At 73.0% G+C, this 25989-nt stretch carries 21 protein-coding genes; 7 read left to right on the top strand and 14 right to left on the bottom strand.

All coding sequences use genetic code 11. The features are described from left to right. Window positions 1–49 precede the first annotated feature (49 nt). Window positions 50–3400, bottom strand: a complete 3351-nt coding sequence (locus tag FHX31_RS02410; RefSeq protein WP_184974897.1) for a S8 family serine peptidase — start codon at window positions 3398–3400, stop codon at window positions 50–52. Window positions 3401–3540: 140 nt separating this feature from the next. On the opposite strand from FHX31_RS02410, the gene FHX31_RS02405 reads away from it, so the two are divergent. Together FHX31_RS02405 and FHX31_RS02400 are read left to right on the top strand one after the other, a co-directional pair. After that, window positions 3541–4107, top strand: a complete 567-nt coding sequence (locus tag FHX31_RS02405) for a sugar O-acetyltransferase (protein WP_013288430.1) — start codon at window positions 3541–3543, stop codon at window positions 4105–4107. Window positions 4108–4190: 83 nt separating this feature from the next. Then, complete coding sequence (locus FHX31_RS02400; protein ID WP_184974894.1) at window positions 4191–6776, top strand: hypothetical protein; 2586 nt, start codon at window positions 4191–4193, stop codon at window positions 6774–6776. Between the two features lie 47 nt (window positions 6777–6823). Here the strand turns inward: FHX31_RS02400 and FHX31_RS02395 are convergent, their stop codons facing one another. From FHX31_RS02395 to fdxA, 5 genes are read right to left on the bottom strand one after another with little or no spacing between them, the layout of a single operon-like run. Further along, window positions 6824–7471 carry a nucleoside/nucleotide kinase family protein gene (locus tag FHX31_RS02395; protein ID WP_123110457.1) on the bottom strand — a complete coding sequence of 216 codons (648 nt, stop codon included), beginning with the start codon at window positions 7469–7471 and terminating at the stop codon, window positions 6824–6826. Beyond that, the gene (locus tag FHX31_RS02390) at window positions 7471–8115 is read right to left on the bottom strand and encodes an SIMPL domain-containing protein (protein WP_013288433.1); all 645 of its coding nucleotides are present in this window, start codon (window positions 8113–8115) and stop codon (window positions 7471–7473) included. Before FHX31_RS02390 ends, FHX31_RS02395 begins: the two co-directional genes overlap by 1 nt. 5 nt (window positions 8116–8120) lie before the next feature. After that, the gene (locus tag FHX31_RS02385) at window positions 8121–9137 is read right to left on the bottom strand and encodes a prephenate dehydrogenase/arogenate dehydrogenase family protein (RefSeq protein ID WP_184974890.1); all 1017 of its coding nucleotides are present in this window, start codon (window positions 9135–9137) and stop codon (window positions 8121–8123) included. Window position 9138: 1 nt separating this feature from the next. Next, the gene (gene dapC, locus FHX31_RS02380; protein ID WP_013288435.1) at window positions 9139–10248 is read right to left on the bottom strand and encodes a succinyldiaminopimelate transaminase; all 1110 of its coding nucleotides are present in this window, start codon (window positions 10246–10248) and stop codon (window positions 9139–9141) included. Next, the gene (gene fdxA, locus FHX31_RS02375) at window positions 10245–10571 is read right to left on the bottom strand and encodes a ferredoxin (RefSeq protein ID WP_007464872.1); all 327 of its coding nucleotides are present in this window, start codon (window positions 10569–10571) and stop codon (window positions 10245–10247) included. Before fdxA ends, dapC begins: the two co-directional genes overlap by 4 nt. A 79-nt stretch (window positions 10572–10650) precedes the next feature. Here fdxA and FHX31_RS02370 point away from each other — a divergent pair, with 79 nt between their 5' ends. Next, a complete protein-coding gene (locus FHX31_RS02370; RefSeq protein WP_184974887.1) occupies window positions 10651–11661 on the top strand; it encodes a GNAT family N-acetyltransferase in 1011 nt (336 codons plus the stop codon). A gap of 12 nt (window positions 11662–11673) precedes the next feature. Here FHX31_RS02370 and FHX31_RS02365 read toward each other — a convergent pair whose 3' ends face one another. From FHX31_RS02365 to mshB, 3 genes are all read right to left on the bottom strand, one after another. Beyond that, window positions 11674–12138 carry a hypothetical protein gene (locus FHX31_RS02365; protein ID WP_184974884.1) on the bottom strand — a complete coding sequence of 155 codons (465 nt, stop codon included), beginning with the start codon at window positions 12136–12138 and terminating at the stop codon, window positions 11674–11676. 86 nt (window positions 12139–12224) lie between these two features. Then, window positions 12225–12698: a hypothetical protein gene (locus FHX31_RS02360; protein WP_412535472.1), complete on the bottom strand. Its 474-nt coding sequence runs from the start codon at window positions 12696–12698 to the stop codon at window positions 12225–12227. 17 nt (window positions 12699–12715) lie between these two features. Continuing rightward, window positions 12716–13639: an N-acetyl-1-D-myo-inositol-2-amino-2-deoxy-alpha-D-glucopyranoside deacetylase gene (mshB, locus tag FHX31_RS02355; RefSeq protein WP_184974881.1), complete on the bottom strand. Its 924-nt coding sequence runs from the start codon at window positions 13637–13639 to the stop codon at window positions 12716–12718. Between the two features lie 85 nt (window positions 13640–13724). On the opposite strand from mshB, the gene FHX31_RS02350 reads away from it, so the two are divergent. After that, window positions 13725–15869 carry a S9 family peptidase gene (locus FHX31_RS02350; protein ID WP_013288440.1) on the top strand — a complete coding sequence of 715 codons (2145 nt, stop codon included), beginning with the start codon at window positions 13725–13727 and terminating at the stop codon, window positions 15867–15869. A gap of 88 nt (window positions 15870–15957) precedes the next feature. Here FHX31_RS02350 and FHX31_RS02345 read toward each other — a convergent pair whose 3' ends face one another. The 5 genes from FHX31_RS02345 to FHX31_RS02325 form a co-directional block, all read right to left on the bottom strand. Beyond that, a complete protein-coding gene (locus tag FHX31_RS02345) occupies window positions 15958–17700 on the bottom strand; it encodes an ABC transporter substrate-binding protein (RefSeq protein WP_013288441.1) in 1743 nt (580 codons plus the stop codon). A gap of 108 nt (window positions 17701–17808) precedes the next feature. Continuing rightward, window positions 17809–18795, bottom strand: coding sequence for an ABC transporter permease (locus FHX31_RS02340; protein WP_013288442.1), 987 nt, complete (start codon window positions 18793–18795; stop codon window positions 17809–17811). 11 nt (window positions 18796–18806) lie between these two features. Continuing rightward, window positions 18807–19814, bottom strand: a complete 1008-nt coding sequence (locus FHX31_RS02335; RefSeq protein WP_013288443.1) for an ABC transporter permease — start codon at window positions 19812–19814, stop codon at window positions 18807–18809. After that, window positions 19811–20905: an ABC transporter ATP-binding protein gene (locus FHX31_RS02330; protein ID WP_486481647.1), complete on the bottom strand. Its 1095-nt coding sequence runs from the start codon at window positions 20903–20905 to the stop codon at window positions 19811–19813. The genes FHX31_RS02335 and FHX31_RS02330 overlap by 4 nt, the downstream gene beginning before the upstream one ends. After that, window positions 20902–22005, bottom strand: coding sequence for an ABC transporter ATP-binding protein (locus FHX31_RS02325; RefSeq protein WP_486481646.1), 1104 nt, complete (start codon window positions 22003–22005; stop codon window positions 20902–20904). Before FHX31_RS02325 ends, FHX31_RS02330 begins: the two co-directional genes overlap by 4 nt. Window positions 22006–22245: 240 nt before the next feature. Between FHX31_RS02325 and FHX31_RS02320 the strand changes: the two genes are divergently transcribed. From FHX31_RS02320 to FHX31_RS02310, 3 genes are all read left to right on the top strand, one after another. Next, entirely contained in the window at window positions 22246–22794 is a 549-nt protein-coding gene (locus FHX31_RS02320) for a Uma2 family endonuclease (RefSeq protein WP_013475228.1), read from the top strand. Between the two features lie 148 nt (window positions 22795–22942). Further along, on the top strand, window positions 22943–24379 hold the full coding sequence (locus FHX31_RS02315) for a TldD/PmbA family protein (RefSeq protein WP_013475227.1): 1437 nt from the start codon (window positions 22943–22945) through the stop codon (window positions 24377–24379). Beyond that, window positions 24376–25797 (top strand): metallopeptidase TldD-related protein, encoded by a 1422-nt coding sequence (locus tag FHX31_RS02310; RefSeq protein WP_184974878.1) that lies wholly within the window; start codon window positions 24376–24378, stop codon window positions 25795–25797. Before FHX31_RS02315 ends, FHX31_RS02310 begins: the two co-directional genes overlap by 4 nt. Window positions 25798–25989: the final 192 nt, after the last annotated feature.

The following is a 25989-nucleotide window of genomic DNA, read 5'->3' as shown; positions in this document are numbered from 1 at the left end:
CCCGTCCGGGTCCGCGACGGCGACCGCCGCGCGGACCCGGACGGCCGGCTCACCGCAGGCGGTACGCCTGGATGATCCGCTGGGTCACGGTGTTTCCGGCGTCGTCACGGGCGGTGGCCCGCAGCGACGCGTACCCCGGGCCGGCCGGGTGCCGGACGGTGGCCGTCCACGCCCCGCCCTGCTTCTTCAGCGCCGCCTTCTGCCAGGTCTTGCCACCGTCGTAGGAGACGTCGACGGTGAGCGCCACGACCCGGCCGGACGGCGCGCCGGGCTGACGCTGCACCGTCACCGGCACGGTGAACGTCCGGCCCGCCGGGGCCGAGCTGTCCGCCGCCAGCGGCGGGGTGAACCGGACCGCCATGGCCGGCAGCCGGGCCGGCACGTCGCCCGGTACCCGCTTGGAGCGGAACGTCCAGCTCGCCGTGACCTCGGTGCTCAGGTCGGTGAAGCCGCGCGTCGCACTGGTCTCCAGCCGGTAGTTCGCCGTTCCCGGCGGCACTGTGAACTCGCCGTAACCCGGGTAGGGCGACTCGTCGACCAGCTTGCCGTTGCGGTAGAGCCGGGTGTGCTCGGTGTCGTTGAGCGAGCCGCCCGGGTGCCCGGCCGCGTCGCTGTGCACCGGCAGCGAGACGATGACGGTGTCGCCGGTACGGGTGATGCCCTGCTCCGGCCACTGCGGCTGCGGGAACGACGGGCCGAACGGGGCCTTGTTCCACTCGTCGCGGTAGCTGTGCCCGGCCCGGTAGCGGGTCGGCACTCGTTCCAGCGCCGCCCGCGGCTCCAGCCAGCCCTCCTCGGCCCGCTCACCGAAGGCCAGCTCGGCGCTCCAGCGGGTCCGGGTGACGCTGAGGTGGTCGATCCGCTTGCCCGGCACCTGGACGGGCAGGACGATCGCCGAGCCGCCCATGTTGTAGTCGCGCTCCGCGTAGACGACCAGTTCGTTGTCCATCCCGGCGTAGCCGGCGGCGAACCGGTTCGTGACGGTGGCCAGGTCGGCCGGCCGGTAGTGCCGGACGAAGCCGGTCGGGAACCGGCCCGGGAACAGGTCGTTCAGGCCGTAGAAGTACGGGCTGCGCTCGGGCGCTGTCGGCTCGACCCACTGGCTGGCGAGCGCGCCGACGAAGACCTTGTCGGAGACGGTACGGCCGATCTGGGCCGAGTAGAGGCCCTCGAACCTGTCGGTCCACAGCCCGAAGCTGTTGTAGTAGTCGCCGAATCCCCAGGCCGCTGTGAGGTCGATCAGCAGTGGCGCCGCGCCGCGCTGCGGCACCGTGGTGCGGATCGGCTTCGCCCGCCGGGCGTCCAGCGCGAGCCGCTGGTTCCCGGCCACCACCAGTTCCGGCTGGGCGAGGAAGGAGACCTCCGACCAGCCCTGGTCACCGTCGACGAAGATCAGGCTCTGTACGCCGTACCGGCCCTTCGGCACCCGGATCCGGGTCTCGCCGCCGGCGCCGTAGACGTCCCGGTAGGTGCCGTCGTCGAGCCCGAGCAGGACGGTGTAGTAGCCGTCGGTCAGGGCGCCGGAGCGGTTGCGGTGGGTCACGGTCAGGTCGTAGCTCTCCACCTCGCGGTCGACAGCGAGCGGGGTCACCACCGCCGCGTCGCCGGCGCGGGCGAGCAGGCGGCCGGTCCAGTAGCCGTCGGCGCCGCCGAGCCGGGTGTCGATCACCACTGTCACCTGGGCGCTGCCGCCCGCCGGAACGGTGAGCCGCGAGGTGCTGAGGGTGAGCATGCCGGCCGGCGCGGTCCGCCCGCCCGGTCCGGTGAACTCGGTGCTCAGATCGAGCGTGAGCGGGGCGGTCCCGCCGTTGCGGTAGGTGACGGTCCGGCTGACCGGCTGGTCGTCGGTGTGCGGCCAGGCCGCCACGCCGAACGAGACGGACGCCGGTTCGCTCGTCACCTGCTGGGTGATCGCGCGGGCGACGTCGACCCGGCCCGCACCCTGCTGGAACGCGGTCTGCTCCGGGTGCGGCTTCGCCGAGGCCATCAGCGTCGCCTTGTAGCGCTCGGGCGTCCAGCCGGGGTGCTGCTGGGCGAGCAGCGCGACCGCGCCGGCCACGTGCGGGGCGGCCATCGACGTGCCGGACAGCGAGGCGTACCGGTCCCCCACCGGGTCGCCGATCTGGCCGTGCGCGGCCCGCGCGGCCACGATCTCCACACCCGGCGCGGTGATGTCCGGCTTGATCGCCCCGTCGCCGACCCGGGGCCCGCGGCTGGAGAAGTCGGCGAGCACGTCGTCCCGGTCCACAGCGCCGACCGCGAGCGCGGCGTCGGCGGTGGCCGGCGAGCCGACCGAACCGTCGGCGCCGTCGTTGCCGGCGGAGATCACGAACAGCGTCCCGTGCTGCTCGGTGAGCGTACCGACCGCCTCCTCCAGCGGGTCCACCTCCGGGGTGTCACCGCCGCTGAGGCTCATGTTGACCACAGTGGCGTGCTGCTCGGCCGCGGCCCACTGCATGCCGGCCAGGATGGCCGACTCGGTGCAGCCGTAGACCTCACAGACCTTCCCGGACAGCAGCGTGGCGTCCGGCGCCACGCCCCGGTACTTCCCGCCCGAGGCGGCGCCGCTGCCCGCGATGGTGGAGGCCACGTGCGTGCCGTGTCCGACGATGTCGTCCGGGTCCGCCTCCTCGGTGAAGTTGCGCGACTCGGCGACCTTGCCGGCCAGGTCCGGGTGGCTGAGGTCGACGCCGGTGTCGAGCACCGCGACCCGCACGCCCTTACCGGTCCAGCCGGCGGCCCACGCGGTCGGCGCGCCGATCTGCGGCACGCTGTGGTCGAGTGTCAGCCGCCGCCGGCCGTCGAGCCAGATCCGGTCGACACCCCCCGCCGCGTCGAGCCGGGCGCCGGAGCGGTCGGCGCTCACCGCCTTCCAGAGCGCGCCGGTGTCGCCCTTGTCGGCGACGACGGCCGCGCCGGCGATCGCCGGCAGGTCGCGGGTCACCCGCGCGCCCGCGAGCGGGGCCGCCGTCCGCCGGGCCACCCCCGGCCGGTACGTCACGAGCAGCGGTACGCTGCCGCGCCGCGCGTCGTCGTACCCGGCCTCGATCAGCCCGCTCACGTCGAACAGGCGCCGGTCGAGCTTGCCGGCGCGGACCAGCGGGAGCGCGTCCTGCGGCAGCACGGTGAGCCGGTCGCGCTCCCGCCCGACCAGGAACTGGATGCCGGCGCGGCCGGCGCCGGGGCGTACCGCGGCACGGCCGCCCGAGGCGACTGTGACCCGGTCGCCGGTGATCAGGGTGACGGTGACCGGGCCGGCGCCGGGCTGGGCGGACGGGCCGGCAGGGGCGGACGGGCCGGTCGGCGCGGCGGGCGCGGCGGCCAGCGCGGGCACCGGCAGGCCGAGCGCCAGCGCCAGGCCGAGGCCGAGCGCCGTCATCTTTCTGCGGTTCCGGAGCAACCTTCCTCCTTCGTCGGACGTTTCATCGATGAGAGACACATCGACGCGGGTATCAGGATTGCATACCGCGTATGCATCGGGAAGTCGCCGATCCGACGGAACCGCCGCCCCGGTCCCGGGCGGGCCGGGACGATCGAGCAATGACCTCCATGAAGGACCGGATGCTGGCCGGCGAGCAGTACATCGCCGACGACCCCGCGATCATCGCCGATCTGGAGCGCGCGGCCCGGCTCGGCGAACGCTTCAACCGCAGCTCCGCCGACGACCCGGCGGGCCGCCTCGCCGCGCTGCGCGAACTGCTCGGCTCGCTCGGCGACGACGCCTGGGTCCGGCCGCCGCTGTACTGCGACTACGGCTTCCAGACGCACATCGGCCCGCGCACCTTCGTCAACTTCAACGCGGTCCTCCTCGACGTCGCCCGCATCACCATCGGCGCGGACGTCCAGATCGGACCGAACGTGCAGCTGCTCACCGCCACCCACCCGGTGGAGCCGGAGGCGCGCCGGGCCAAGTGGGAGTCAGCCCAGCCCATCACCATCGGTGACAACGTCTGGCTCGGCGGGGGCGTGATCGTGCTGGCCGGGGTGACCATCGGCGAGAACACGGTGGTCGGCGCCGGCGCGGTGGTCACCCGCGACCTACCGGCCAACGTGGTGGCGGTGGGTAACCCCGCTCGCCCGATCAGGAACCTGGGTCAACCGTCCTGAGCTGCGGGAACAACCGTTCCAGCGGATGCGGATTCCCGTCCGGTCACGCACTCTGGGTAGTAGTGCGTTTACCGGGAGGCACAATGGAACGGGTCCTCGAACTGCGGGTGCACGGGGTCTCCAACACCCCGCCGGATCAGCTGCTCGGCCTGACCGCCGGTGTCAACGGTGACGGTGCGCAACCAACACTGGTCGCCGGCGGTCAGACCACCGGCTTCTACCGGTCCAGCACCGCCGGCCGGGACGACCCGATCACGGTCGAGGCGTACAGCTGGGGGCAGTTGACCTCCGGCGCGCGGACCCGGCGGGACGTGGAACGGGCGCTGTGGACGCTGATGCTCCCTTTCGCGCTGGCGAACGTCGCGCTGCACGCCCGCGCCGGCATCCCGCCCGACCCGGACCAGGAACGCTGGGCCAGCCGGTCCGGCATCACCGCCTGGCTGATCCGCCTGTTCTGCCTGAGCCTGACCTGCACGCTCGTCGTCACAGTGACCGGTGTCGGAGTGGACCTGGTCGGCTGGCAGTGCGTGGACGCGGCCTGCCTCGGCCGGCTCCCCGGCCCGTGGGAGTTCCTCGGCGACTCCTGGTGGCGCGAGGGCACCCGGACGCTCGCGCTGGGGCTGCTGCTGCCGCTGCTCGTGCTGGCCGCGATCGGGCTCGTCGCCTTCCGCACCTACCAGTACGAGGCGCAGATGCCCGCCGACCCGCACCACCACGCGCCGGCCCGGGAGAATGGTGAGCCGGTCGAACGACCGAACCCGCGCGAGCCCCCGCAGAACCCGCTCCAGGACCCGACGTTCTGGAACGGGGAAGGGCAACTGCGCCGGGCCGCCGTGCTGCACCTGTGCACCGGCGCCGTCAGCGCCGCAGCCGTACCGGTCGCCGCGGTGCTGATCATGGATCCGCCGCGCGGCGTACGGGCCGCCGTCGCCTGGCCCACTGTGGCGCTGCTCGCCGCCGTGGTGGTGATCGCCGTGGTAGCGGTCGCCCGGCCCTGGCTGAGCCGACGGCAGGGCGCCACGCCGCTCGGCCGGTGGAGCGCGGCGGTCGCGACGCTCACCGCGCTCGGACTGGTCGGGGCGTTCGTCCTGCTGCTGCTCCCCGACGGGGCGGCCGGGCAGCCGCTGTCGGCGTACCGGCCGCCGGACGGGTGCGCGGCGCAACCGGACACCGCCGGCTGTCGCGCCGACCGGTCACTGCCCGGGTACGACACCGCGATCGCCTGGCTCGTCGCGTACCAGGTGCTGTTGCTGCTCGCCATCGCCGCGGCGAACCGCTCCGGCCGCCGGGCGCTGATCGGACCCGCCACCGGGATGCTGCTGCTGCCGCTCGGCGCGGCCTGGATCGAACGCGGCCTGCCCGTGCTGCCCGCCGCACCGGACGAGCTGCACACCTGGATGCTCGTCGGCCCGGCCGTCGCGCTGGCCGCCGCCGGACTGTTCCTGCCACGTCTGCGGCCGGCGGTGCCGACCCAGCCGCTCGGCGCGTACACCGATCTCGCCTGGCATGGCTGCGCCCCGGCGGTCATCGCCGGGTTCGGCTGGATGATGGCGGTGGCGTACTGCGCCGGGCTGCTCTACTGGGTCAGCGACCGGCTCGACGCGTCCGCCGAGCCGAGCGGCCCGAGCCGGGTCGTGCCGCCGCTCGCCGTCTTCTGGGCCGGGCTGGCCTGCGCGATCGGCCTGGCCGCGCTGATCGGGCTGCTGGTCCGGGCCGTCGTCCTGCTGCACCGGCTGCGCCGGGTCGAGTACGCCGGGCTGGCCGCCACGCCCGGCCTGTCCGCGCACGACCTGCGGCGCTGCCGCGACGTCAGCACCTACCGGGCACTGCACCGGCTGGTCGGCGAGCACGCGGTACGGCTCGTGGGCTGCTACGCCGCGTTCTGCGCGATCCTGGTCACCCTCTGCTGCGCCGCCGCGCTGTCCGGCGAGCGGCCCAGCCCGCTGTCCCCGTCCGGCTGGCAGACCGCCATCCACTGGACCGCCGAGCGCGGCGACACGCTCCTCGGCTGGCTGCCGGTGGTGATGGCGGCGCTCGGGCTGCTCGTCTACCGCACCGACTCGGTACGCCGCTCGGTCGGCGTGATCTGGGACGTGTGCACGTTCTGGCCCCGGGCCGCGCATCCGCTCGCGCCGCCCAGCTACGCCGAACGGGCCGTACCGGAACTCCAGACCCGGGTCGCGGGGCTGCTGGCGCTGCCGCCGCACCACGGCGACCGGATGGACGGCGTCATCCTCTCCGGGCACAGCCAGGGCACCGTCATCTGCGCCGCGGTGCTGCTGCAACTGCCTCGCCGGTGGCGGCGACGGACCTGGTTCTTCTCCTACGGCTGTCAGCTCACCCGGCTCTACGGGCGGGTCTTCCCGTCCTACTTCGGGCCGGAACGGCTGCGGGCGCTGGCCGGCGCGCTCACCTGGCCCGGCGGGCACGTGGCCTGGACGAACTTCTGGCGGGACACCGACCCGCTGGGCTGGCAGGTCAGCGCCGGTCAGCGGGACGTGCCGGTGGCCGACCCGGAGGCGCTGCACCCGTCCGGGGGCGAGGTGGCCGACCCGCCCATCCGCAGCCACAGCGGTTATCCGGAGGCGGTGGAGTTCACCCGCGAGCGGGCGGTGGTGTCCCGGCTGCTGCGCCGCACCGTGCCGTCACCCCGGCAGCGGACCGGCTGACCTCGCCCGGCCTCCCGCCCGCGACGGACCGGCGCCCCGGCCCGGCGTCACGCCTGCGGCGGGTCGGCCAGGCGTACCACCAGGTCGGCGTGCCCGGCCGTGCCGGTGACCCGCCGGGCGTTCTCCTCGTCGCTGCCCAGAGCCCACGCGCGGGCCTGCTCCGGCGACTTCCCGTACGCCTCGTGGCGCGCGGTGAGCCGGCGCAGCCGCAGCTCCGCGTCCAGGTCCAGGAACCAGATCTGGTGTACGAGCGTGCGCACCTCCTCCCACGGGTCGTCCCGCAGCAGCAGGTAGTTGCCCTCGGTGACCACCAGGCGCACCTCGGGCGGCACCTCGATCGCCCCGGCGACCGGTTCCTCCAGGTCGCGGCGGAACTCCGGCGCCCATACCGACGTCGGTTCCACCCGGCGCAACCGGCGTAGCGTGGAGACGAAGCCGTTGACGTCGAACGTGTCCGGCGCGCCCTTGCGGTCGGCCCGGCCGAGCCGCGCCAGCGCCGGCCCGGCCAGGTGGAACCCGTCCATCGGGACCAGCCGGGCGACCGGGCCGAGCGCGGCCACGATCCGTTCCGCCAGCGTGGACTTGCCCGCGCCGGGCGCGCCCGCGATGCCGAGCAGCTGACGCGGGCCGTCCTCGGCCAGGGCCCGCGCCCGGGCGACGAGTTCGTCGAGCCCGAGCACCTCCGCCTGTGGCATCAGCCCAGCACCGGCTCGCTGATGGTGAACCGCGCCTCGACCGCCGCCTGCACCGGCTGCGGCGCCGGGTCCAGCTCCAGCTCGCGCTCCGGCTCGCCGGAGCGCGAGTACGCCGCCCCGACCATCATCATCGGCGGCCCGGCGCTCATCCCGGTGTCGGACAGCTCGCGCAACGCGATCACCTGGGCGCCGAGCGCCTCGGCGTACTCCCGGGCCCGGACCAGCGCGTCGGCGATCGCGGCCTGCCGCGCCTCCCGGTAGGCCGGGCTGTCCGGACGCAGCGACCACACCGGCCCGGCCACCTCGACCTGCTCCTGGTCGGCCAGGCGGAGCATCAGGTCACCGAGCGCGGTGAAGTCGGTGGTCGTCACTGTGGTGCTCACGCTGCCCTGGTAGGCCACCACCCGCTCGCCGGCGCGCTTCGTCACCGGCCAGACGTGGACCTGGCCGGTCTCCCGGCGCTCCACCACGGGCCCGGCCGCGTCGAGCAACGCGCGCACCGCGGCGGCCCGTTCGGCCAGCCGGGTCAGTGTGGTCTCCCGGTCCCGGTCGCGCGCCACCGCTGTCACGGTGAACCGGGCCAGCTCGGGAGCCACCTCCCGGTACGCCTCACCGCGTACCGCCACGACCGGTGCGTCAGCCATGCCGCTCAGCCTAACGGCGGGGTGGCCGGCAGGTGCCCCATGTAGGTGACCGCGCCGGCCGCCTCCCGCACCTCGCTCAGGTGGCCGCCCGCCGCGCCCAGTTCCCGCAGGTACGCCAGCTCGCCCACGTGGTCGGCGGCCGCCGGGAACTCCCGCCGGTGCGCGCTGAACACGCGTGCCCGCAGCGTGGAGCGGACGTCCCGCCCCTCGGCGAACCGGTCGGCCAGCGCACCGGCGTCGCCGGCGCGCAGCGCCTCGGTCAGCTCGGTCAGGAACGCGCCGAGCGCGTCCAGCTCGGCGAGCACGCGGTCCCGGTTGCCGAGCAGCATGTTCGCGGTCCGCTCGGGTGGCCCGCCGGCGACCCGGGTGCCGTCGGAGAAGCTGCCGGCGGCGAGCGTCAGCACCGCGTCCCGCAACGCCGACCGGTGCACGGTGCCGGCCAGCGCGCCCGCCAGCACGTGCGGTACGTGCGAGGCGAGCGCGGCGGCGCCGTCGTGCTCCGGGGCGGACATGGGCACCACCCGGGCGTGGAAGACGTCCACCAGCAGCACTGCCAGCCGCCGGAACGCGCCCAGGCCGGTCGGCCCCGGGCAGAGCACCCAGGCGGCGCCGTCGAGCAGGTCCGGGCCGGCCGCGGCCGCGCCGGCCCGGTCCGCGCCGGCCATCGGATGGCCCGGCACGAAGCGGTGCCCGAGCCCCTGAACGGTGGCGGCGGTGCCCACCTCGGCCTTGGCGCTGCCCACGTCGGTGAGCACGCAGTCGTCGTCGGTCACGGCGGCGACCCGGGCCAGTGTCGCCGGCAGCGTGGGCAGCGGGCCGCAGAGGAACACCACGTCCCGGCCGGTGACCGCCTCCTCGACCGTGTCGGGCGCGTCGACGCCCCGGTCGCGTACCTGCCGGCGGGCCGCCGGATCGGGATCCCAGCCGGCGACGTCGAGCCCGGCGTCGCGCAGCCGCAGCAGCACCGAACCGCCGATCAGCCCGGTGCCGACCACCGCTGCCCGCGCCAGCCCGCCCGCCACGTCAGGCCCCGGCGAGCCGCCCGGCCACCGCGTCCACGTGCTCGTCGGACTCGGTGAGGGCCACCCGGACGTGCCGGGCGCCGGCCGGGCCGTAGAAGACACCGGCGGCCACCAGGATGCCCCGGCGGGCCAGCCGGTCCACGGTCTCCCAGCAGTCCTCGTCCCGGGTGAGCCAGAGGTAGAGCCCGGCCTCCGAGTGCTCGACTGTGAAACCCGCGGCGGTGAACGCCTCGCGCAGCTTCTCCCGCCGGACGCGGTAGCGCTCGCGCTGGGCGTCGGCGTGCTCCTGGTCGCCGAGCGCGGCCACCATGGCGGCCTGCACCGGGGCGGGCACGATCAGGCCCGCGTGCTTACGGATCTTGAGCAGCTCGGCCACCAGCGCCGGATCGCCCGCGACGAACCCGGCCCGGTAGCCGGCCAGGTTGGAGCGTTTGGACAGCGAGTGCACCGCCAGCACACTGTCGTACGAGCCACCGCACACCTCGGGCGAGAGCACCGAGACGGGCTCGGCGTCCCAGCCCAGCGGCAGGTAGCACTCGTCGCTGGCGACCACCGCCCCGCGCTCACGCGCCCACTCGACCACCTTGCGCAGGTGGGCGGCGGGCAGCACGCGGCCGGTCGGGTTGCCCGGCGAGTTGACCCAGACCAGGCGGACCCGGGGATCCGGGCCCAGCGCGGTCAGCGAGTCGGTGCGTACCGTCGTCGCGCCGGCCAGCCGGGCCCCGTCCTCGTAGGTCGGGTAGGCCACCGACGGCACCACGACCACGTCACCGGGGCCGAGCCCGAGCAGGGTGGGCAGCCCGGCCACCAGCTCCTTGGAGCCGATCGTCGGCAGCACACCCAGGCCGTCGACGCCCGCGCCGCAGGCCCGCGCGACCCAGCCCGCGATCGCGTTCCGCAGGGCGGGCGTACCGGCGGTCAGCGGGTAGCCCGGTGCGTTGGACGCGTCGGCCAGGGCCTGCCGGATCAGGTCTGGCACCGGGTCGACCGGCGTGCCCATCGACAGGTTGATGAGACCGTCCGGGTGCGCCGCGGCCGTGGCGGCCGCGGCGTCCAGGGTGTCCCAGGTGAAGTCGGGCAGCCGTGCCGAGACCGGCGTACGCCGGTTCAGTGGCCCTCGCCGCGCGGCGGCTGCGCGGCGACGAAGGTGGCGTCCTTCTCCACCTTGCCGATCTTCGAGGCGCCACCGGGCGAGCCCAGGTCCTCGAAGAACTCGTAGTTGGCCCCGGTGTAGTCCTTCCACTGCTCCGGGACGTCGTCCTCGTAGAAGATCGCTTCCACCGGGCAGACCGGCTCACAGGCACCACAGTCGACGCACTCGTCGGGGTGGATGTAGAGCATCCGGTTGCCCTCGTAGATGCAGTCGACCGGGCACTCCTCGATGCATGCCTTGTCGAGCACATCCACGCACGGCTCGGCGATGATGTAGGTCACCGGTCTTCTCCTCCGCAAGACTCGTCGCGATCAACCGCAACGGTAAGAGCCTAGTATCTCGCCGGGGAGGGGGTCGATCGTGCTCCGACAGCAGGACGTGGGACACCGGATCGTGGTCCGCCGGATTGTGGGGATTCGCGAGGGCCGCACGCTGTTCTCCGACGCGCTCGGCGAGCTCGTGGAGCTGAGCGAGACCCACATCACTCTGTCCACCGACGCCGGGCCGCTGCGCGTACCGGTGGCCGAGGTGCACCGGGCAAAGCGGGTGCCACCGGCCCGGCGGCCCACCGCCGCCGCCGTGGTCGCGCTGGAGCTGGCCGCCGACGAGGCCTGGCCCGCACCGGTACGCGGACGGCTCGGCGACTGGCGGCTGCGCTGGGCCGACGGCTGGACCGGGCGGGCGAACAGCGCGCTACCCGTCGGCGACCCGGACCGCCCGCTGCCCGCCGCGCTGGACGCGGTGCAGCGCTGGTACGCCGAGCGCGGCGGATCCGCCCTGGTGAACACCCCGCTGCCGCTGGCCGCCCCGGTCGGCGCGGAGCTGGACGCACGCGGCTGGACGTCCCGGCCCCCGGTGCTGGTCCAGACCGTCCCGCTGCGCACCCTGACCGTGCCGCCCGCTGTTCCGCTGCCGACCTCCACCCCGCTGCCGACCGACGCCCCCGCCGACGCCCCCGCCGATGTGCCGCCGGTGACGCTGACGGACGCGCCCGCCGACGACTGGCTGGCGATCGCCGCCGGCCGCAAGGGCGGGCTGCCGGACGCCGCCCGGCAGGTGCTCACCGGGACGCCCCGGGTCCGCTTCGCCGAACTGCGCGAGGACGGCCGGCTGCTCGCGGTCGGGCGGGGCACGGTGACCGGCGCAGGCCGCTGGCTCGGCGTCAGCCTGCTGGAAACGGTGCCGGAGGCACGCCGTCGAGGGCTCGCCGCCACTGTCGTACGCGCCCTGGCCGGCTGGGGCGCCGCCGAGGGCGCCACCCACGCGTTCCTCCAGGTCGAACAGAGCAACAGCGGCGCTGTGGCGCTCTACCGCGGACTCGGCTTCACCACCCACCACACCTACCTGACCCGGGTCGCCCCGGCGGCCTGAGCGGCGCTCCGGTCAGCGCCGGACGATCCTGCGGGGCCGGGTGCGCTTCATCTCGGCGTACCGCTTGAGCTGGCGGGACCGGTAGTCCCGGCCCAGCGCGGTCAGGATCAGGTAGCCGACCAGCACGCCCGCCGCGGTGGCCGCGAGATAGAGCCAGATCTGGGCGAAGAACAGGCCCGCGCCGCCGCCGAACGGGTTCTCCCCGACCAGCAGCGGACCGACGAACACGGTGAGCGCCAGCGCGACCGCGACCGCGGCGGCCAGGTCGCCGGCCCAGCGGCTCAGCGGCCGGTCAGCGCCCCACCGGAACGCGGTGCCCGCCAGGATCAGCCCGATGACCAGGAACATGGCGAGCGAGACGCGGCCGGAGGCGGTGTCGTCGTCCGGGAACGCGAGTTTGATGACCAGCCGGGCCACCACGTTCACCCCGAACAACGCGGCCGCCAGCACGCCTACCGCACGCCACCGCTGACCCATCGCACGCCTCCCGCCGTACCGCCCGCTCCCTCGGCGGGCCTCCTGGCAGGAATGTCTACCACCGCGAGCTGTGCGGCGTCAGCACCTCACCGTGCGTCGGGCGGCGTCACCAGGTGCCGGAAGCCCAGCACCGCGAACGTGACCGCGCCGGCCACGATCAACGCGAGGCCGAGCACGTTGTCACCGGCGAGCGCCAGATCGCCCTCGACGGTCCGGAAACCACCCACCACGATCACCAGGAACCACGGCAGCGCGCCGAGCGCCACCGCCCAACGCGTACCCGTCGACCGGTGGGCGAACCGGCCCAGCAGCACAGTCGTCGCCACCACCGCGACGACGCCGGCAGCCACCAGGCCGACACCGAGAAGCGCCCGCAGCCCGCCGGAGCGGCCCTGCACGGTCTCCCAGGCCCAGGTCGCGAAGATCAGGTCGAGCAGCGCCAGCAGGACGCCGGCCCAGACCGTCACGACGCCGCCGGCCACCCGCAGCGCGCGGTCGAGCACCCGCTCCGCCGGGCTCGGCGTCGCGGCCGTCGGCGGCTGCTCGGGAAGGGTCGACACGGGTACGGCCGGCAGCGTCACCGGAGACCGGCCGCCGCGACCGGGGACCGCTGCGTACCGTCCAGGGCGATCCCGGCGAAGAGGTCGTCCTCCCAGCCGTACGGGCCGGCGCCCGGCCCCTTCTCGCCGACCGCGAGCGTGAAGTACTCGACGCCCATGAACTCGCCGCCGAAGTTGCCGGCGATCGAGTAGAGCCAGGAGTTCGCCGGGATCTGGGTGGCGTGGGCGCGCATCGCCGCCTCCTTGGCGGCGTGCTGGTCGGTGCCGTCGATCCGGGCGGCGATCTCCGCGTCCGGCGTGCCGAACGGCAGCTCGTCGGCGCTCTCGATGCCGGCGAACGGATTGTCCGAGGACTCGGTGAACGTCTCCAGGCCCGCGTCGAGCACGCTGCGCGGCATAGCCGTCCAGTAGACCTTCGCCGGGGCGATCCCCTCGGCCGCGGCCAGCTCCACCGCCCGCATCGCCACCCGGTGCGCCTGGATGTGGTCGGGGTGGCCGTAGAAGCCGTCCGGGTCGTACGTGACGAGAACCTGGGGACGGACCTCGCGGATGACCTCCACCAGGTACCCGGCGGCGGTGTCCAGGTCGGCCTGCCAGAACGCCCGGGGGTGCTCGTTGGTGGCCAGGCCCATCATGCCGGAGTCACGGTAGCGGCCCGCCCCGCCGAGGAACCGGTGGTCGGTCACGCCGAGCGCGGCGCAGGCGGCCGCCAGCTCGCCGATCCGGTAGCCGCCGAGCTGGTCCGCCTCGGCCGCGCCGAGCTGCGCCAGGGCCGGGACGTGGATCTCGCCCTCCTCGCCCAGCGTGCAGGTCACGAGCGTGACGTGGGCACCGGTGGCGGCGTAGTGCGCCATCGTCGCGCCGGTGCCGATCGACTCGTCGTCGGGATGCGCGTGGACCAGCAGAAGGCGTCGGTCGGGCAGGGTCGTCACGCCCGTCACTCTAACCGGCGGTCCTGCCCGCTCGACGGTGATGCGTCCGCCCAGGTCGGCCACATCACCTCCGGCGCCCGCCTACTCTGCAGGCGTGGACTTTCCCGAGCTGGCCGCCCGTACCCGTCGGTTCAGCCACGGGGCGCCGCGCGCCGTCACCGTCGCGGGCGACGGCGCCCGGGTGATCTTCCTGCGTTCCGCGGGACCGGAGGATCCGGCCGACGCGCTCTGGCTGCTCGACGTCGACAGCGGCGAGGAACGACTGGTCGCGGACCCGGCGGTGCTGCTGGGCACGGACGCCGAGCCGGCCCGCCTCGCTCCCGGGGAACGGGCGCTGCGCGAGCGGTTGCGGCTCAGCTCCGGCGGCATCGGCTCGTACGCGCTGGACTCGGCCGGCCGGGTCGCCGCGTTCGCGCTGGCCGGGCGGCTGTTCCGGGCCGACCTGGTGCACGGCGACGTGATCGAGGTGGCAGCGATCGGGCCGGTGATCGACCCGCGGCCCGACCCGGCCGGTGAGCGGCTGGCGTACGTCACCGACGCCGCCGAGGGGGTGCGCCGGGGTCAGTTGCGGGTGGTGGAGCCGGACGGTACGGACAACCTGCTCGCCGGTGAGGACAGCGGCGTCACCTGGGGTCTGGCCGAGCACATCGCGGCCGAGGAGTTCCACCGCTACCGGGGCTACTGGTGGGCGCCGGACGGGCGCAGCGTGCTGGCCGCCCGGGTCGACGAATCACGCCTGGAACGCTGGTACCTGCACGACCCGGCCGACCCGGCGAGCCCGCCGACGTCGCTCGCGTACCCCGTGGCGGGTGGGCCGAACGCGGAGGTGAGCCTGCACCTGCTCGACCTCGACGGCGGCTGGGTCGACGTGCACTGGGACCGCGAGACCTATCCGTACCTGAGTTCGGTGGACTGGACCGAGGGCGGGCCGCTGATCACGGTGCTGCGCCGTTCGCAGCAGCACGGCCTGGTGCTCGCGGTGGACCCGCGCACCGGGGAGACGCAGGTGCACGCCGAGCTGGCCGACCCGCGCTGGGTGGAGCCGATCCCCGGCACCCCGGCGCACCTGCCCGACGGGCGGGTGCTGGTCGGCGGCGAGCTGGCCCACGACGGGTACGACGCGCGTTGCCTGTTCGCCGACGGCACGCTGCTCACCCCGCCGTCGCTGTACGTGCGGCGGGTGGTCGGGCGGCTGCCGAACGGCCCGAACGCGGCGGCCGACCTGCTGGTGGAGGCGAGCGAGGGCGAACCGAGCCAGCGTCACCTCTACCGGGTGCGCACCACGATCGGCGGCGGCATGGACGCCCGCCGGATGGGCAGCGACCCCGGCTGGCACACCGCCTCGATCGGCGGGTCGACGCTGGCGGTGGGCATCGCGTCGCTGGAGCACGCCGGCGTCCGCTGGCGGGTGTGGCACGGCGACCGCGAGGTCGGTGAACTGCGCTCGTTCGCCGCCACCTGCTCGTACGCGCCGCGGCCGACGATGGTCCGGGTGACCGACCGGCGGCTGCCCAGCGCGGTGCTCTACCCGGCCGAGCACGTCAAGGGCACCCGGCTGCCGGTGCTGCTGGACGTGTACGGCGGCCCCGGCCACCAGGAGGTGGTCGCGGCCCGCAGCGTCTGGCTGGAACGGCAGTGGTGGGCCGAGCAGGGCTTCGCGGTGGTCACCATCGACAACCGGGGTACGCCGGGCATCGCGCCGTCGTTCGAGAAGGCGATCCACAGGCGGGTCGCCGACGTGATCCTCACCGACCAGGTGGACGCGCTCACCGCGCTCGCCGACAAGCACCCGGATCTGGACCTGGGACGGGTGGCGGTGCGCGGCTGGTCGTTCGGCGGCTGGCTGGCCGGGCTCGCGGTGCTGCGGCACCCGGAGTTGTTCAAGTGCGCGATCGTCGGCGCGCCGGTCACCGACTGGGCGCTGTACGACACCGCGTACAGCGAGCGCTACCTGGGCATGCCGGACGACGGGATGGACGTGTACGCCCACCACTCGCTGGTCGAGCTGGCCGCAGAGCCGCTCGGCGATCCGGCGCAGGCCCGGCCGATGCTGCTGGTGCACGGCCTGGCCGACGACAACGTGCTGGCCGCGCACACGCTGCGGCTGTCCGCGGCGCTGCTGGCGACGGGCCGCCCGCACGCGGTGCTGCCGCTGACCGGCGCGAGCCACCTGGCCGCCGGCGGCGTGTCCGAGCGCCTGCTCCGGCTGGAGCTCGACTTCCTCCGCCGCTACTTGTAAGGAAGGGCCCCCTTTTAACGCCTGCGGTAGAGGAAGGGCCCCTTGTTAACGCGAGGCGTTAACAAGGGGCCCTTCCTTCACCTACGGGCTACTGCTTGACGTACGCGTTGACGAAGTTCGGGTAGCCGAACACGGAGGAGATGAACACCCCGCCCGCCTTGGAGCCGTGCACGTTGTACGCCACGTCCACGTAGAGCGGCACCACAGGAGCGTGCTCCTTCATGATCCGCTCGTCGAGCTTGCCCCACTCCGGGCCCTGCTCGGACGGCGGCAGCGCCAGGATCCGGTCCATCTCGGCGTTGATCGCGTCGTCGTTGAAGTACGACTGGTTGCTGTTGCCCTCGGCCTTGATGGTCCGGCCGTCGTAGAGCACCGGCAGGATCGACGCGCCACTCGGCCAGTCCGCCGCCCAGTTACCGATGTACAGGTCCCAGGGGTTGTTCTTCTTCTTGACCTCGTCCAGCTTCGCGTCGTCCGGGATGTTCCGGACAGTGATCTTGAAGCCGGCACGCTCCAGGTTGCCCTTGAGCTGGACCGCCTCCGCCTGCTCGGTCGTGTTGTCGGCGACGCCGAGGACCAGCTCGGGCGTCTGGCCGCCGAGCAGCTCCTTGGCCTTCTCCACGTTGCCGTTGGCGCCGGCCGGGTACGCGTCGTACGCCTTGTAGCCGATGGTCGACGGCGGCATCAGCGTGGTGATCGGCTGCGCGACGGTCTGGCCGCCGAGCGCCTTGACCAGGCCCTCGCGGTCGATCGCGTAGTTGAGCGCCTGGCGGATCTTCAGGTCCTTGACCCGCTGGGTGTTGATCACGAGCTGGTTGGCGCTCGGGGTCGGGGACAGCAGCGTCCGGGACTTCAGCGCCGGGTCACCGGCGACCTTGGCCACGAGCGAGGCAGGCACCGAGTTGAACGCCAGCGCGCTCTGGTCGGCGCCGTTGTCCGCGATCACCCGGTTGTTGGCGGCGTCGGCGGTCGGCCCGAAGCTCCACACGAACTGGTCCGGGTACTGGTGCCGCACCGGGTCGGTCTTCGCGTCCCAGTTCGGGTTGCGGTCGAGCGTGAGCTGGACCCCGACCTGGTTCTTCGCGATCTTGTACGGGCCGGACGAGAACGGCTTCTGGTCCAGGTTGACCCCGGTGTCCTTCTCCGGCTTGAGCGGCGCCGTGGTGGGCAGCGAGACCGCGAACGGCAGGTCGCAGCGCGGCTTGGCGAACTCGAAGCGCAGCGTCTTGTCGTCCGGCGTGGTCAGGCCCGGCGGCAGCGACGTCTTGTTCTTCTTGAAGTCCCACTTGGTGTCGTACTGCGCGGTGTCGGCCAGCCACTCCTGGATGTAGGTGGGGCCGCCGGTGAGGTCCGGGTCGAAGGAGCGGGCGATGCCGTACGCGATCTCCTTCGAGGTGATCGGGCTGCCGTCCTCGAACTTCACCCCGTCCTTGATGGTGAATTCCCAGACCTTGCAGTCGTTGTTGACGTTCTTGCCCGGCGTCTCGGCCAGGTCACCCACGAGGACCAGGCCACCCTTGCCGTCGTCCTTCCAGGTGGTCAGGTAGCGGGCGAAGAGCGGGTTGGCCATCAGACCGGCGAACGAGTACGTCCGCTGCGGGTCCAGGTGGGAGATGGGGGTCTCCCGGATGATGGTGAACGTCCCGCCCTTGGCCGCGCCGTCGATCTCGGCGGCCGGTCCCTGCGAGTCCTTGGGGTCGGTCGCGATGACCCCGGTCTGCTGCCGGTTGCCGTCCACCTTGGTGCCTTCGCCCGTGTTCTCCGAGCAGGCACCGAGTGCCACAACCAGTGCGATGGCGCCGCCAGCGGCGGCCGCTGCGCGTGGTCGCATGTCCTACCTCCTCCACCCGTGCGCCGAGCGCATCCGCCGACGTCCCGAGGATCGTAAAGAAGAAAAGCTACGAGTTGGATAACAGTTGTCGATAAATTTCGTCGCGGTTCAGCCGAGCCGTACCCGCGGGTCGATCACCGCGTAGAGCAGGTCCACCACCACGTTCGCCAGCACCACGAAGACCGCCGCGATCAGCACGGTCGCCATGATCGTCGGCAGGTCGCCCGAGCGGACCGCGTCGACAGCGGTACGCCCCATCCCGTTAAGACCGAATGTCGTCTCGGTGATCACCGTGCCGCCCAGCGCTCCGCCCACGTCCAGACCGGCGATCGTCACCACCGGTGTGATCGCGGCTCGCAGCGCGTGCCGGCCGTACACCTTGCGTTTGGCCAGGCCCTTCGCCCGCGCGGTCCGGACGAAGTCCTCCGAGAGTGTCTCCAGCATCTGCGCCCGGGACAGTCGCGCGTAGATCGCGGAGAAGAGGAACGCCAGCGCCACCCACGCCAGCACCAGCCCGCTCGTCCACTTCAACGGATTGTCGAACAACGAGGTGTAGCTGGGCACCGGCAGCAGGCGCAGGTTGTAGACGAAGACGATGAGCAGCACCGCGCCGACGAAGTAGAGCTGCAACGAGGCGCCGGTGAGCGAGAAGCCGATCGCCGCCCGGTCCAGCCAGCTGCCCCGGCGCAGCGCCGAGAGCATGCCCAGGCCGACGCCGAGCAGCAGCCACAGGATCGCCGCCGGGATGACGATGCTCAGCGTCACCGGCAGCACCCGGGCGATGGTGTCCGAGACCGCCTCGTTCGACACGTACGACCAGCCGAGGCAGGGGGCGTCGCACCGGCCGCCCTGGGCGCTGCCCAGGTCCCGGCCGGTGAAGATGCCCTTCATGTAGCCGGCGTACTGGCTGATCAGCGGGTCACGCAGGCCCAGCTCCTGGCGGACCCGCTCCAGTCGTTCCGGGTTGCAGTTCTTCGGGCACATGCCGGTGACCGGGTCGCGGGGTAGCGCGAAGAACATCAGGAAGCTGAGCACGCTCACCGCGAACAGCGTGAGCGCGGCGGACAGCAGCCGGCGGATGAGGAATCGCGTCATGGGCCGGCCTCCTACCGGGACGACTTCGGGTCGAGCGCGTCGCGCAGCGCGTCACCGAAGAGGTTGAAGGCGAACACGAGCGCGAAGATGGTGATGCCCGGGAAGAAGACGTACGCCGGGTCGGTCTGCAGGTAGTCGAGGCTGCGGTAGATCATGCGGCCGAAGCTCGGCGTCTCGTCGGTGAGGCCGACGCCGATGAACGACAACGCGGCCTCGCTGGTGATGTACTGCGGCACCGCCAGCGAGAAGGCGACCAGGATCGGCGCCCAGGCGTTCGGCAGCAACTGGCGGAACAGCATGTGCCCGAGGCCCGCGCCGCTGGCCCGCGCCGCCTCCACGAACTCGCGTTCGCGCAGCGCGATGATCTGACCCCGGACCAGCCGGGCCGTACCGGTCCAGCCGAACAGGGCGAAGATCGCGATGAGCACACCGATCTGGAAGTACGCCGGCACGGCCTCGCGCTGTCCGTAGAAGCGCAGCGCGACGGTCGGCATCAGGGCCAGCGCGATGATCAGGAACGGCATGGCCAGGGTCAGGTCGGTGATCCAGTTGATCACCGTGTCCAGCCAGCCTCCCAGGTAGCCGGCGAGCGTCCCGAGCGTCACACCGATCACCGCGGTCAGCACGGCCGCCGCGAACGCGATGAACAGCGACGTCCGCAGCCCGTGCACCATCCGGATGAAGATGTCCCGGCCGAGACCGGGTTCCAGGCCGAACCAGTGCTCACCGGTCACGCCGCCGGCGTAGCCCAACGGCATGCCGTAGCCGTCGAGGCGGCTCTGGAACTGCTCCTTCGGCCCTACCCCGTACAGCGCCTCGATGAGCGGCACGGCGAGCGCGACGAGCACGAAGAACGCCAGCAGGCCGCCGCTGATCAGCGCGGTGCGGTCCCGCTTGAGCCGCGCGAGGGCGAGCTGGCCGGGTGACCGGCCGACGAACTCCTTCTTGCCGCTCTCGTCGCCCTCGCCGGGCGACTCGATCTCGGCGAGCGCGACGCCCTCGACCGGCGACAGGCTCATTGGGACACCTCCACGGGTTCGCCGGTCGGCACGCCGACCGGTCCGCTCTCCGGGTAGTGGCAGGCGGCGAGCTGTCTGCCGTCGTCGCGGGTGGTCAGCGCCGGTTCTTCGGTGGCGCACCGGTCGGTGGCTTTCCAGCAGCGGGTACGGAAGCGGCAGCCCGACGGCGGGTTGAGTGGCGTGGGCACGTCGCCGGTGAGACGGATCCGTCCGGCGGGGCCGAGGGTGGTGACGTCCGGGATCGCCGACAGCAGCGCCCGGGTGTAGGGGTGCTGTGGCCGCGTGTAGATGGTGTCGCGGTCGCCGATCTCGACGATCTTGCCGAGGTACATGACGGCGACGCGGTGGCAGAAGTGCCGCACGACGGCGAGGTCGTGGGCGATGAACACGAACGCCAGGTCCAGGTCGCGTTGCAGGCTGCGCAGCAGGTTGATGACCTGCGCCTGGATCGACACGTCGAGGGCGGAGACGGGTTCGTCAGCGACGATGAGTTTGGGTTTGAGGGCGAGGGCGCGGGCGATGCCGATGCGCTGGCGTTGCCCGCCGGAGAACTCGTGCGGATACCTGTTGTAGTGCTCCGGATTCAACCCGACCAGTTCCAGGAGTTCCTGGACCCGCTTCTTGACGCCGCCGGGTGGGGTGATGCGGTTGACCTGCAACGGCATGGCCACGATCCGCCCGACGGTGTGGCGGGGGTTCAGCGACGCGTACGGGTCCTGGAAGATGATCTGCAGGTCCTGCCGCAACCCGCGCAGCTCACCACGTTTCGCGTGGGTGATGTCCCGCCCCGCGAACTCGATCGACCCGGCGGTGGGTTCGAGTAGCCGCACGAGCATCCGCCCGGTCGTGGTCTTCCCACACCCCGACTCCCCCACCAGCCCGAGGGTCTCGCCGGGGCGCACGTCGAAGTCCAGCCCGTCCACCGCCCGCACCGCACCCGTGGCGCGCAGCCCCTGCCGCACGGGGAAGTGTTTGGTCAGGCCGCGTACCGACAGCAGCGGCTCCGCCGCGAGCCGGGCCGCGCCGCCCGGGTCGCTCCCCGCCCCCGAGGCGGCCACCACCGGCGCCTGCCCGTTCGCCACCACGTTCATCGGGCCACCCCCACGTGCGCGACCTCGTCGCGGTAGATCCGCTCCCGCGCGGCGACCGGCAGATGACACGCCACCAGATGCCCTGCCGCCCCCGCCGGAACCAGCTCCGGAACCTCGGCGCGCGACCGGTCGCCGTTCACGTCCGCCCACCGGCACCGCGGATGAAACGCACACCCCGACGGCAGGTTGATCAGACTGGGCGGGTTACCCGGAATCGGCAACAGGTCCGCGTCCGCGTCACCGTGCAACGACGGCACACTCGACAACAACCCCCACGTGTACGGATGCTGCGGCACCCGCAACACCCGCTCCACACTCCCGTGCTCCACCGCCCGGCCCGCATACATCACCAACACGTCATCAGCCACCTGACTGACCACACCCAGGTCATGCGTGATCAACACGATCGCCGACCGGAACTCCTCCTGCAAATCGGCAAGCAGATCCAGGATCTGCGCCTGCACCGTCACATCCAACGCCGTCGTCGGCTCATCCGCGATCAGCAGATCCGGATCATTAACCAACGCCATCGCGATCATCGCCCGCTGCCGCATCCCACCCGAGAACTCATGCGGATACTGATCGAACCGCCGCGCCGGCTGCGGAATCCCCACCCGGCCCAACATGTCCACCGCCCGCGTCCGCGCCTCCCGCCGACCGGCCCTCGGATGATGCACCCGGTACGCCTCAGCGATCTGCCTACCCACCGAGTAGTACGGATGCAACGCCGACAACGGATCCTGGAAAACCATCGCCATGTCCCGGCCCCGCAGCCGCCGCACCTCCTCCTCACCCAACCCCACCAGCTGACGCCCACCCACCGAGATCTCCCCCGAGATGACCGTCCGCTTCGCGTTGTGCAAACCCAGAATCGCCAGCGACGTGACGCTCTTACCGGAACCCGACTCACCCACGATCCCCAGCGTGCGACCCCGCTCCACAGCGAACGACACACCGTCCACGGCCCGCACCACACCGTCCTCGGTGTCGAACCGCACCCGCAGGTCCCTGACCTGGAGATAGGGCCCGTCGCCGGAGCGCTGCTCCGGCACCTCCGGGCGGTCCGGCTCCCCGGACGGCACCGCCTCCGACCTGCCCATTGACCGCCTCCCCTTCGGTGATGAAGAGAACTTACAGGAAATCCCCAGAGGCGAAAATAAGCTACATCGAGCGGCCTGTCAGCGGCCTGAGCGTAACGACTGGGTTTCCGTCTCGCACCCCCGTCACCTGGGACATCCACGCCCGCGACTGGCCGTCGTCGCCTCGTCGCCGCACTTGTGGTGCGACGATGGTCCCGGCGACGAAGGGACGATTCCCGTCGGCACGAGGTGGAGGCGACGATGACCGCGGCGGTGTTCGGCCACGACGGCCCGTGGACCGAAGAGGAGTACCTCGCCCTCGGCGAGACGCGGCAACGCGTCGAACTCTTCGACGGGAGCCTGCACGTGACACCGGCACCGACCCCGCGGCACCAACGAATCCAGCGGAACCTCGGCAACCTGCTGGAGGCCGCGGCCGGGCACGTCGGCCTGGAACTGCTGGAGACGGTGAACGTCCGGCTCCGGCCAGGCCGCATACCGATTCCCGACCTGGTCGTCACCGAGCCGATCGACTTCGACCAGCCGATGATCGAGGCGCGGGACGTGCGGCTCGTGTGTGAGGTCATCTCACCGGGCAACGCGGCAACCGACAAGGTGCTCAAGATGCACTACTACGCCGCCGCGGGGATCGAGTGGTACCTGCTGGTGGAGCAGGAAACCGGCACGCTGCACCTGCACCGGCGGCAGGGTCGGCACTACCGCGAGGTGTCGGTGACCAAGCCCGGTTCCGCGCTGGAGCTGACCGAGCCCGTCCGGGCCACGATCCGGCCGGCGGATCTCGTCCCCTGACGGATGTCGGTGCGCTCGCCTAGGGTCGGGCGCATGAGCGAGCGTCGAGCGACCCATCAGGACAGCGCATGAGCGAGCGCCGGCGAGCGAATCATCGGGGCAGCGCGAAGGTGCCTCATGCCGGCACGCAGCGAAGCGGAGTGCCGGCATGAGCGAGTTCGACGCGGCGACCGCCGCCGTCCAGGCCGCTCTCGACGCGGGCGCCCGCTACGCCGACGCCCGGGTCATGCACCGCCGCTACGAGTCGATGTCGGCCCGCAACGGCGACATCGAGGAGCTGAGCCAGGACGAGAGCATCGGGCTGGGCGTACGCGCGCTCGTCGGATCGGGGTGGGGCTTCCACGCCGTACCCGATCTGTCCGACGCCGCGGCCCGCGACGCCGGCCGGCGCGCCGCGGCGATCGCCACCGCGAGCGCGCGGGTTCCCGGTCCGCCGATCGACCTGGTGCCGGCCGAGGCGGCGGTGGCGAGCTGGGCCTCGGAGTGCGCCGTCGACCCGCTCGGGGTGCCACTGTCGGACAAGGGCGACCTGCTGGTCCGCGCCACGGCGACGATGCGCGAGCACGGCGCCGACCTGGCCGAGGGGCTCTACCAGATCTGGGACACCTCGAAGTGGTTCGTCTCCAGCGAGGGCCACCGGATCGACCAGCGCATCCGGGAGTGCGGCGGCGGCATCTCGGCCACCTCGATCGGTGACGGCGAGACCCAGCGGCGGTCCTACCCGAGCTACCGCGGGCAGTACGGCACCACCGGCTGGGAGCTGGTCACCTCGCTCGACCTGGCCGCGCACGCCGCGCGGATCGCCGAGGAGTCCCGCGAGCTGCTCACCGCGCCGCTCTGCCCGGCCGGCGAGACCGATCTGATCCTCGGCGGTGAGCAGCTCGCGTTGCAGATCCACGAGTCGGTCGGGCACGCCATCGAGCTGGACCGCATCCTCGGCTGGGAGGCGGCGTTCGCCGGCACGTCCTGGCTCGACCTGGCCCGCCTCGGCTCGCTGCACTACGGCTCCGAGCTGATGAACGTGACCATCGACCCGACCATCCCGGGCGCGCTGGGCAGCTTCGGCTACGACGACGAGGGCTCCCCGGCGGTCGCCCGGGACGCGGTCCGCGAGGGGCGGTGGGTCGGGGTGCTCGCCGGCCGGGACTCGGCCGCCGTCGCGGGCCTTGACTACGGCGGCAGCGTACGGGCCGACGGCTGGGCCCGGCTGCCGATGGTGCGGATGACGAACGTGGGCCTGGAACCCGGCCCGCACACGCTCGACGAGATCATCGCGGCCACCGACGACGGGGTGCTGATGGACATCAACCGGTCCTGGTCGATCGACGACAAGCGGCTCAACTTCCAGTTCGGCTGCGAGGTCGGCTGGGAGGTGAAGAAGGGCCGCCGGGGGCGGATGCTGCGCAACCCCACCTACACCGGCATCGGGCCGGTCTTCTGGCGCTCGATGGACATGCTCTCCTCGGAGACGGTCGCCTGGGGCACGCCCAACTGCGGGAAGGGGCAGCCCGGCCAGGTCGGGCACACCGGCCACCCGGCCGCGCCGGCCCGGTTCCGCGGCGTCCGGGTGGGGGTGCGGGCATGAGCGAGCGCGGCATGAACGCCGAGCTGGAGATCGCGGCCGGGGTGGTGGACCTGGTCCGGCACACGGCCGGTCCGGCCGCCGAGGCCGAGGTGCTGGTGACCCGCTCCGACCTGGCGCTGACCCGGTTCGCCAACTCGTTCGTCCACCAGAACGTGTCCGAGACCGGTGTCGCCGTACACCTGCGGTTGCACGTGGACGGGCGGACCGCTACCGGCAGCGGCAGCCGGGTCGACGCCGACGGGCTGGCCGCCCTGGTCGAGCGGACCCGGGCCGCGGCCCGGCTCGCGCCGCCCGACCCGGCCTGGCCGGGACTCACCGCCCCGACGCCTGTGCCGTCCGGCCCGGCCGTCGACGAGGACACCGCGTTCGCCTCGCCCGACGAGCGGGCCGAGCGGGTACGCGCGTTCGTGGACGCGGTCGAAGGGCTGGAGGCGGCCGGCTACTGCCGGACCTCGTACCGGTCGGGGGCGTTCGCCAACTCGGCCGGGCACACGGCTGTGGGCCGGGCGGCCGAGGCGGCGATGGACGGCATCGCCCGCGCCGGCGGCGCCGACGGGGTGGCCCGGCTCTGCGCCGACCGGCTGGCCGATCTCGACGGCGCGGCGCTCGGCGCCCGCGCGGCGGCCAAGGCGCGCGCCGCTGCCGACCCGGTCGAGCTGCCGCCCGGGCACTACGAGGTGGTGCTCGAACCGGCTGCCGTCGCCGACCTGCTCCAGAACCTGGCCTGGTACGGCTTCAACGGCAAGCGCTACGCCGAACGGCAGTCCTTCGCCAAGCCGGGCACCGCTCAGTTCGACCCCTCGGTGACGGTGGTGGACGACCCGCTGCACGCCGGCACGCTGCCGTTCGACCTGGAGGGCACGCCCCGGCAGGCGTTGCCGCTGGTGGAGCACGGCACCACAGGAGCGGTGGCGTACGACAGGCGCGGCGGCGCCGAGGCGGGCGCCGGGTCCACCGGGCACGGCATGCCGGGTAGCGCGACGTTCGGCCCGATCCCGCACAACGTCCGCCTGCTGACGGGCACGGCGGGCGTGGCAGGCGCGGCCGTCGCCGCCGGACCGGTGAGCGCGGGCGTGACCGGGGCGGTGGGCGACCCGGACACCGCCGCGCTGGTGGCCGGGATGCGGCGCGGGCTGCTGGTCAGCGACTTCTGGTACACCCGCGTGCTGGACCCGAAGCAGCTGGTGGTCACCGGGCTGACCCGCAACGGGGTGTGGCTGGTCGAGGACGGCGTGCCGACCCGCGCGGTGCGCGACTTCCGGTTCACCGAGTCGTACCCCCGGGCGCTGGGGCCGGGCCAGGTGCTCGGCCTGGGCCGGACGGCGGTCCGCCAGCCTGCCCGCATCGACGGCTCCTGGTACGAGACACCGGCGCTGCGGCTGTCCTCGTGGCACTTCACCGGCGGCGCGTCCGGGTGACCCGGCGCGCCGCCGGGCGCACCACGCCACCGGTCGGCGCACCGTTCGGCCGACCCGCCACATTGATCATGAACTGACTCTTTCCAAGCTGCGGGACACACGGGACACTGCGTTGCGCGGCCGGGCCGTGAAGATCGGCGTAACGTGTGTCACTTAGCCGCACCGGTTCGCCGGTGTGGCCTCGCGCGTGCG

It is taken from the genome of Micromonospora sp. CNZ286 (genome assembly GCF_014207755.1).
The sequence above is the reverse complement of the archived record's forward strand: the minus strand, read 5'-3'. Positions and strand labels throughout refer to the sequence as shown.

Excerpts from the sequence above, each read along its gene's own strand:
- FHX31_RS02405 (WP_013288430.1), top strand. The coding sequence starts at position 3,541 with ATGACCTCCATGAAGGACCGGATGCTGGCCGGCGAGCAGTACATCGCC.
- FHX31_RS02400 (WP_184974894.1), top strand. The coding sequence starts at position 4,191 with ATGGAACGGGTCCTCGAACTGCGGGTGCACGGGGTCTCCAACACCCCG.
- FHX31_RS02395 (WP_123110457.1), bottom strand. The coding sequence starts at position 7,471 with ATGCCACAGGCGGAGGTGCTCGGGCTCGACGAACTCGTCGCCCGGGCG.
- FHX31_RS02390 (WP_013288433.1), bottom strand. The coding sequence starts at position 8,115 with ATGGCTGACGCACCGGTCGTGGCGGTACGCGGTGAGGCGTACCGGGAG.
- FHX31_RS02365 (WP_184974884.1), bottom strand. The coding sequence starts at position 12,138 with ATGGGTCAGCGGTGGCGTGCGGTAGGCGTGCTGGCGGCCGCGTTGTTC.
- FHX31_RS02345 (WP_013288441.1), bottom strand. The coding sequence starts at position 17,700 with ATGCGACCACGCGCAGCGGCCGCCGCTGGCGGCGCCATCGCACTGGTT.
- FHX31_RS02340 (WP_013288442.1), bottom strand. The coding sequence starts at position 18,795 with ATGACGCGATTCCTCATCCGCCGGCTGCTGTCCGCCGCGCTCACGCTG.
- FHX31_RS02335 (WP_013288443.1), bottom strand. The coding sequence starts at position 19,814 with ATGAGCCTGTCGCCGGTCGAGGGCGTCGCGCTCGCCGAGATCGAGTCG.
- FHX31_RS02330 (WP_486481647.1), bottom strand. The coding sequence starts at position 20,905 with ATGAACGTGGTGGCGAACGGGCAGGCGCCGGTGGTGGCCGCCTCGGGG.
- FHX31_RS02325 (WP_486481646.1), bottom strand. The coding sequence starts at position 22,005 with ATGGGCAGGTCGGAGGCGGTGCCGTCCGGGGAGCCGGACCGCCCGGAG.
- FHX31_RS02320 (WP_013475228.1), top strand. The coding sequence starts at position 22,246 with ATGACCGCGGCGGTGTTCGGCCACGACGGCCCGTGGACCGAAGAGGAG.
- FHX31_RS02315 (WP_013475227.1), top strand. The coding sequence starts at position 22,943 with ATGAGCGAGTTCGACGCGGCGACCGCCGCCGTCCAGGCCGCTCTCGAC.
- FHX31_RS02310 (WP_184974878.1), top strand. The coding sequence starts at position 24,376 with ATGAGCGAGCGCGGCATGAACGCCGAGCTGGAGATCGCGGCCGGGGTG.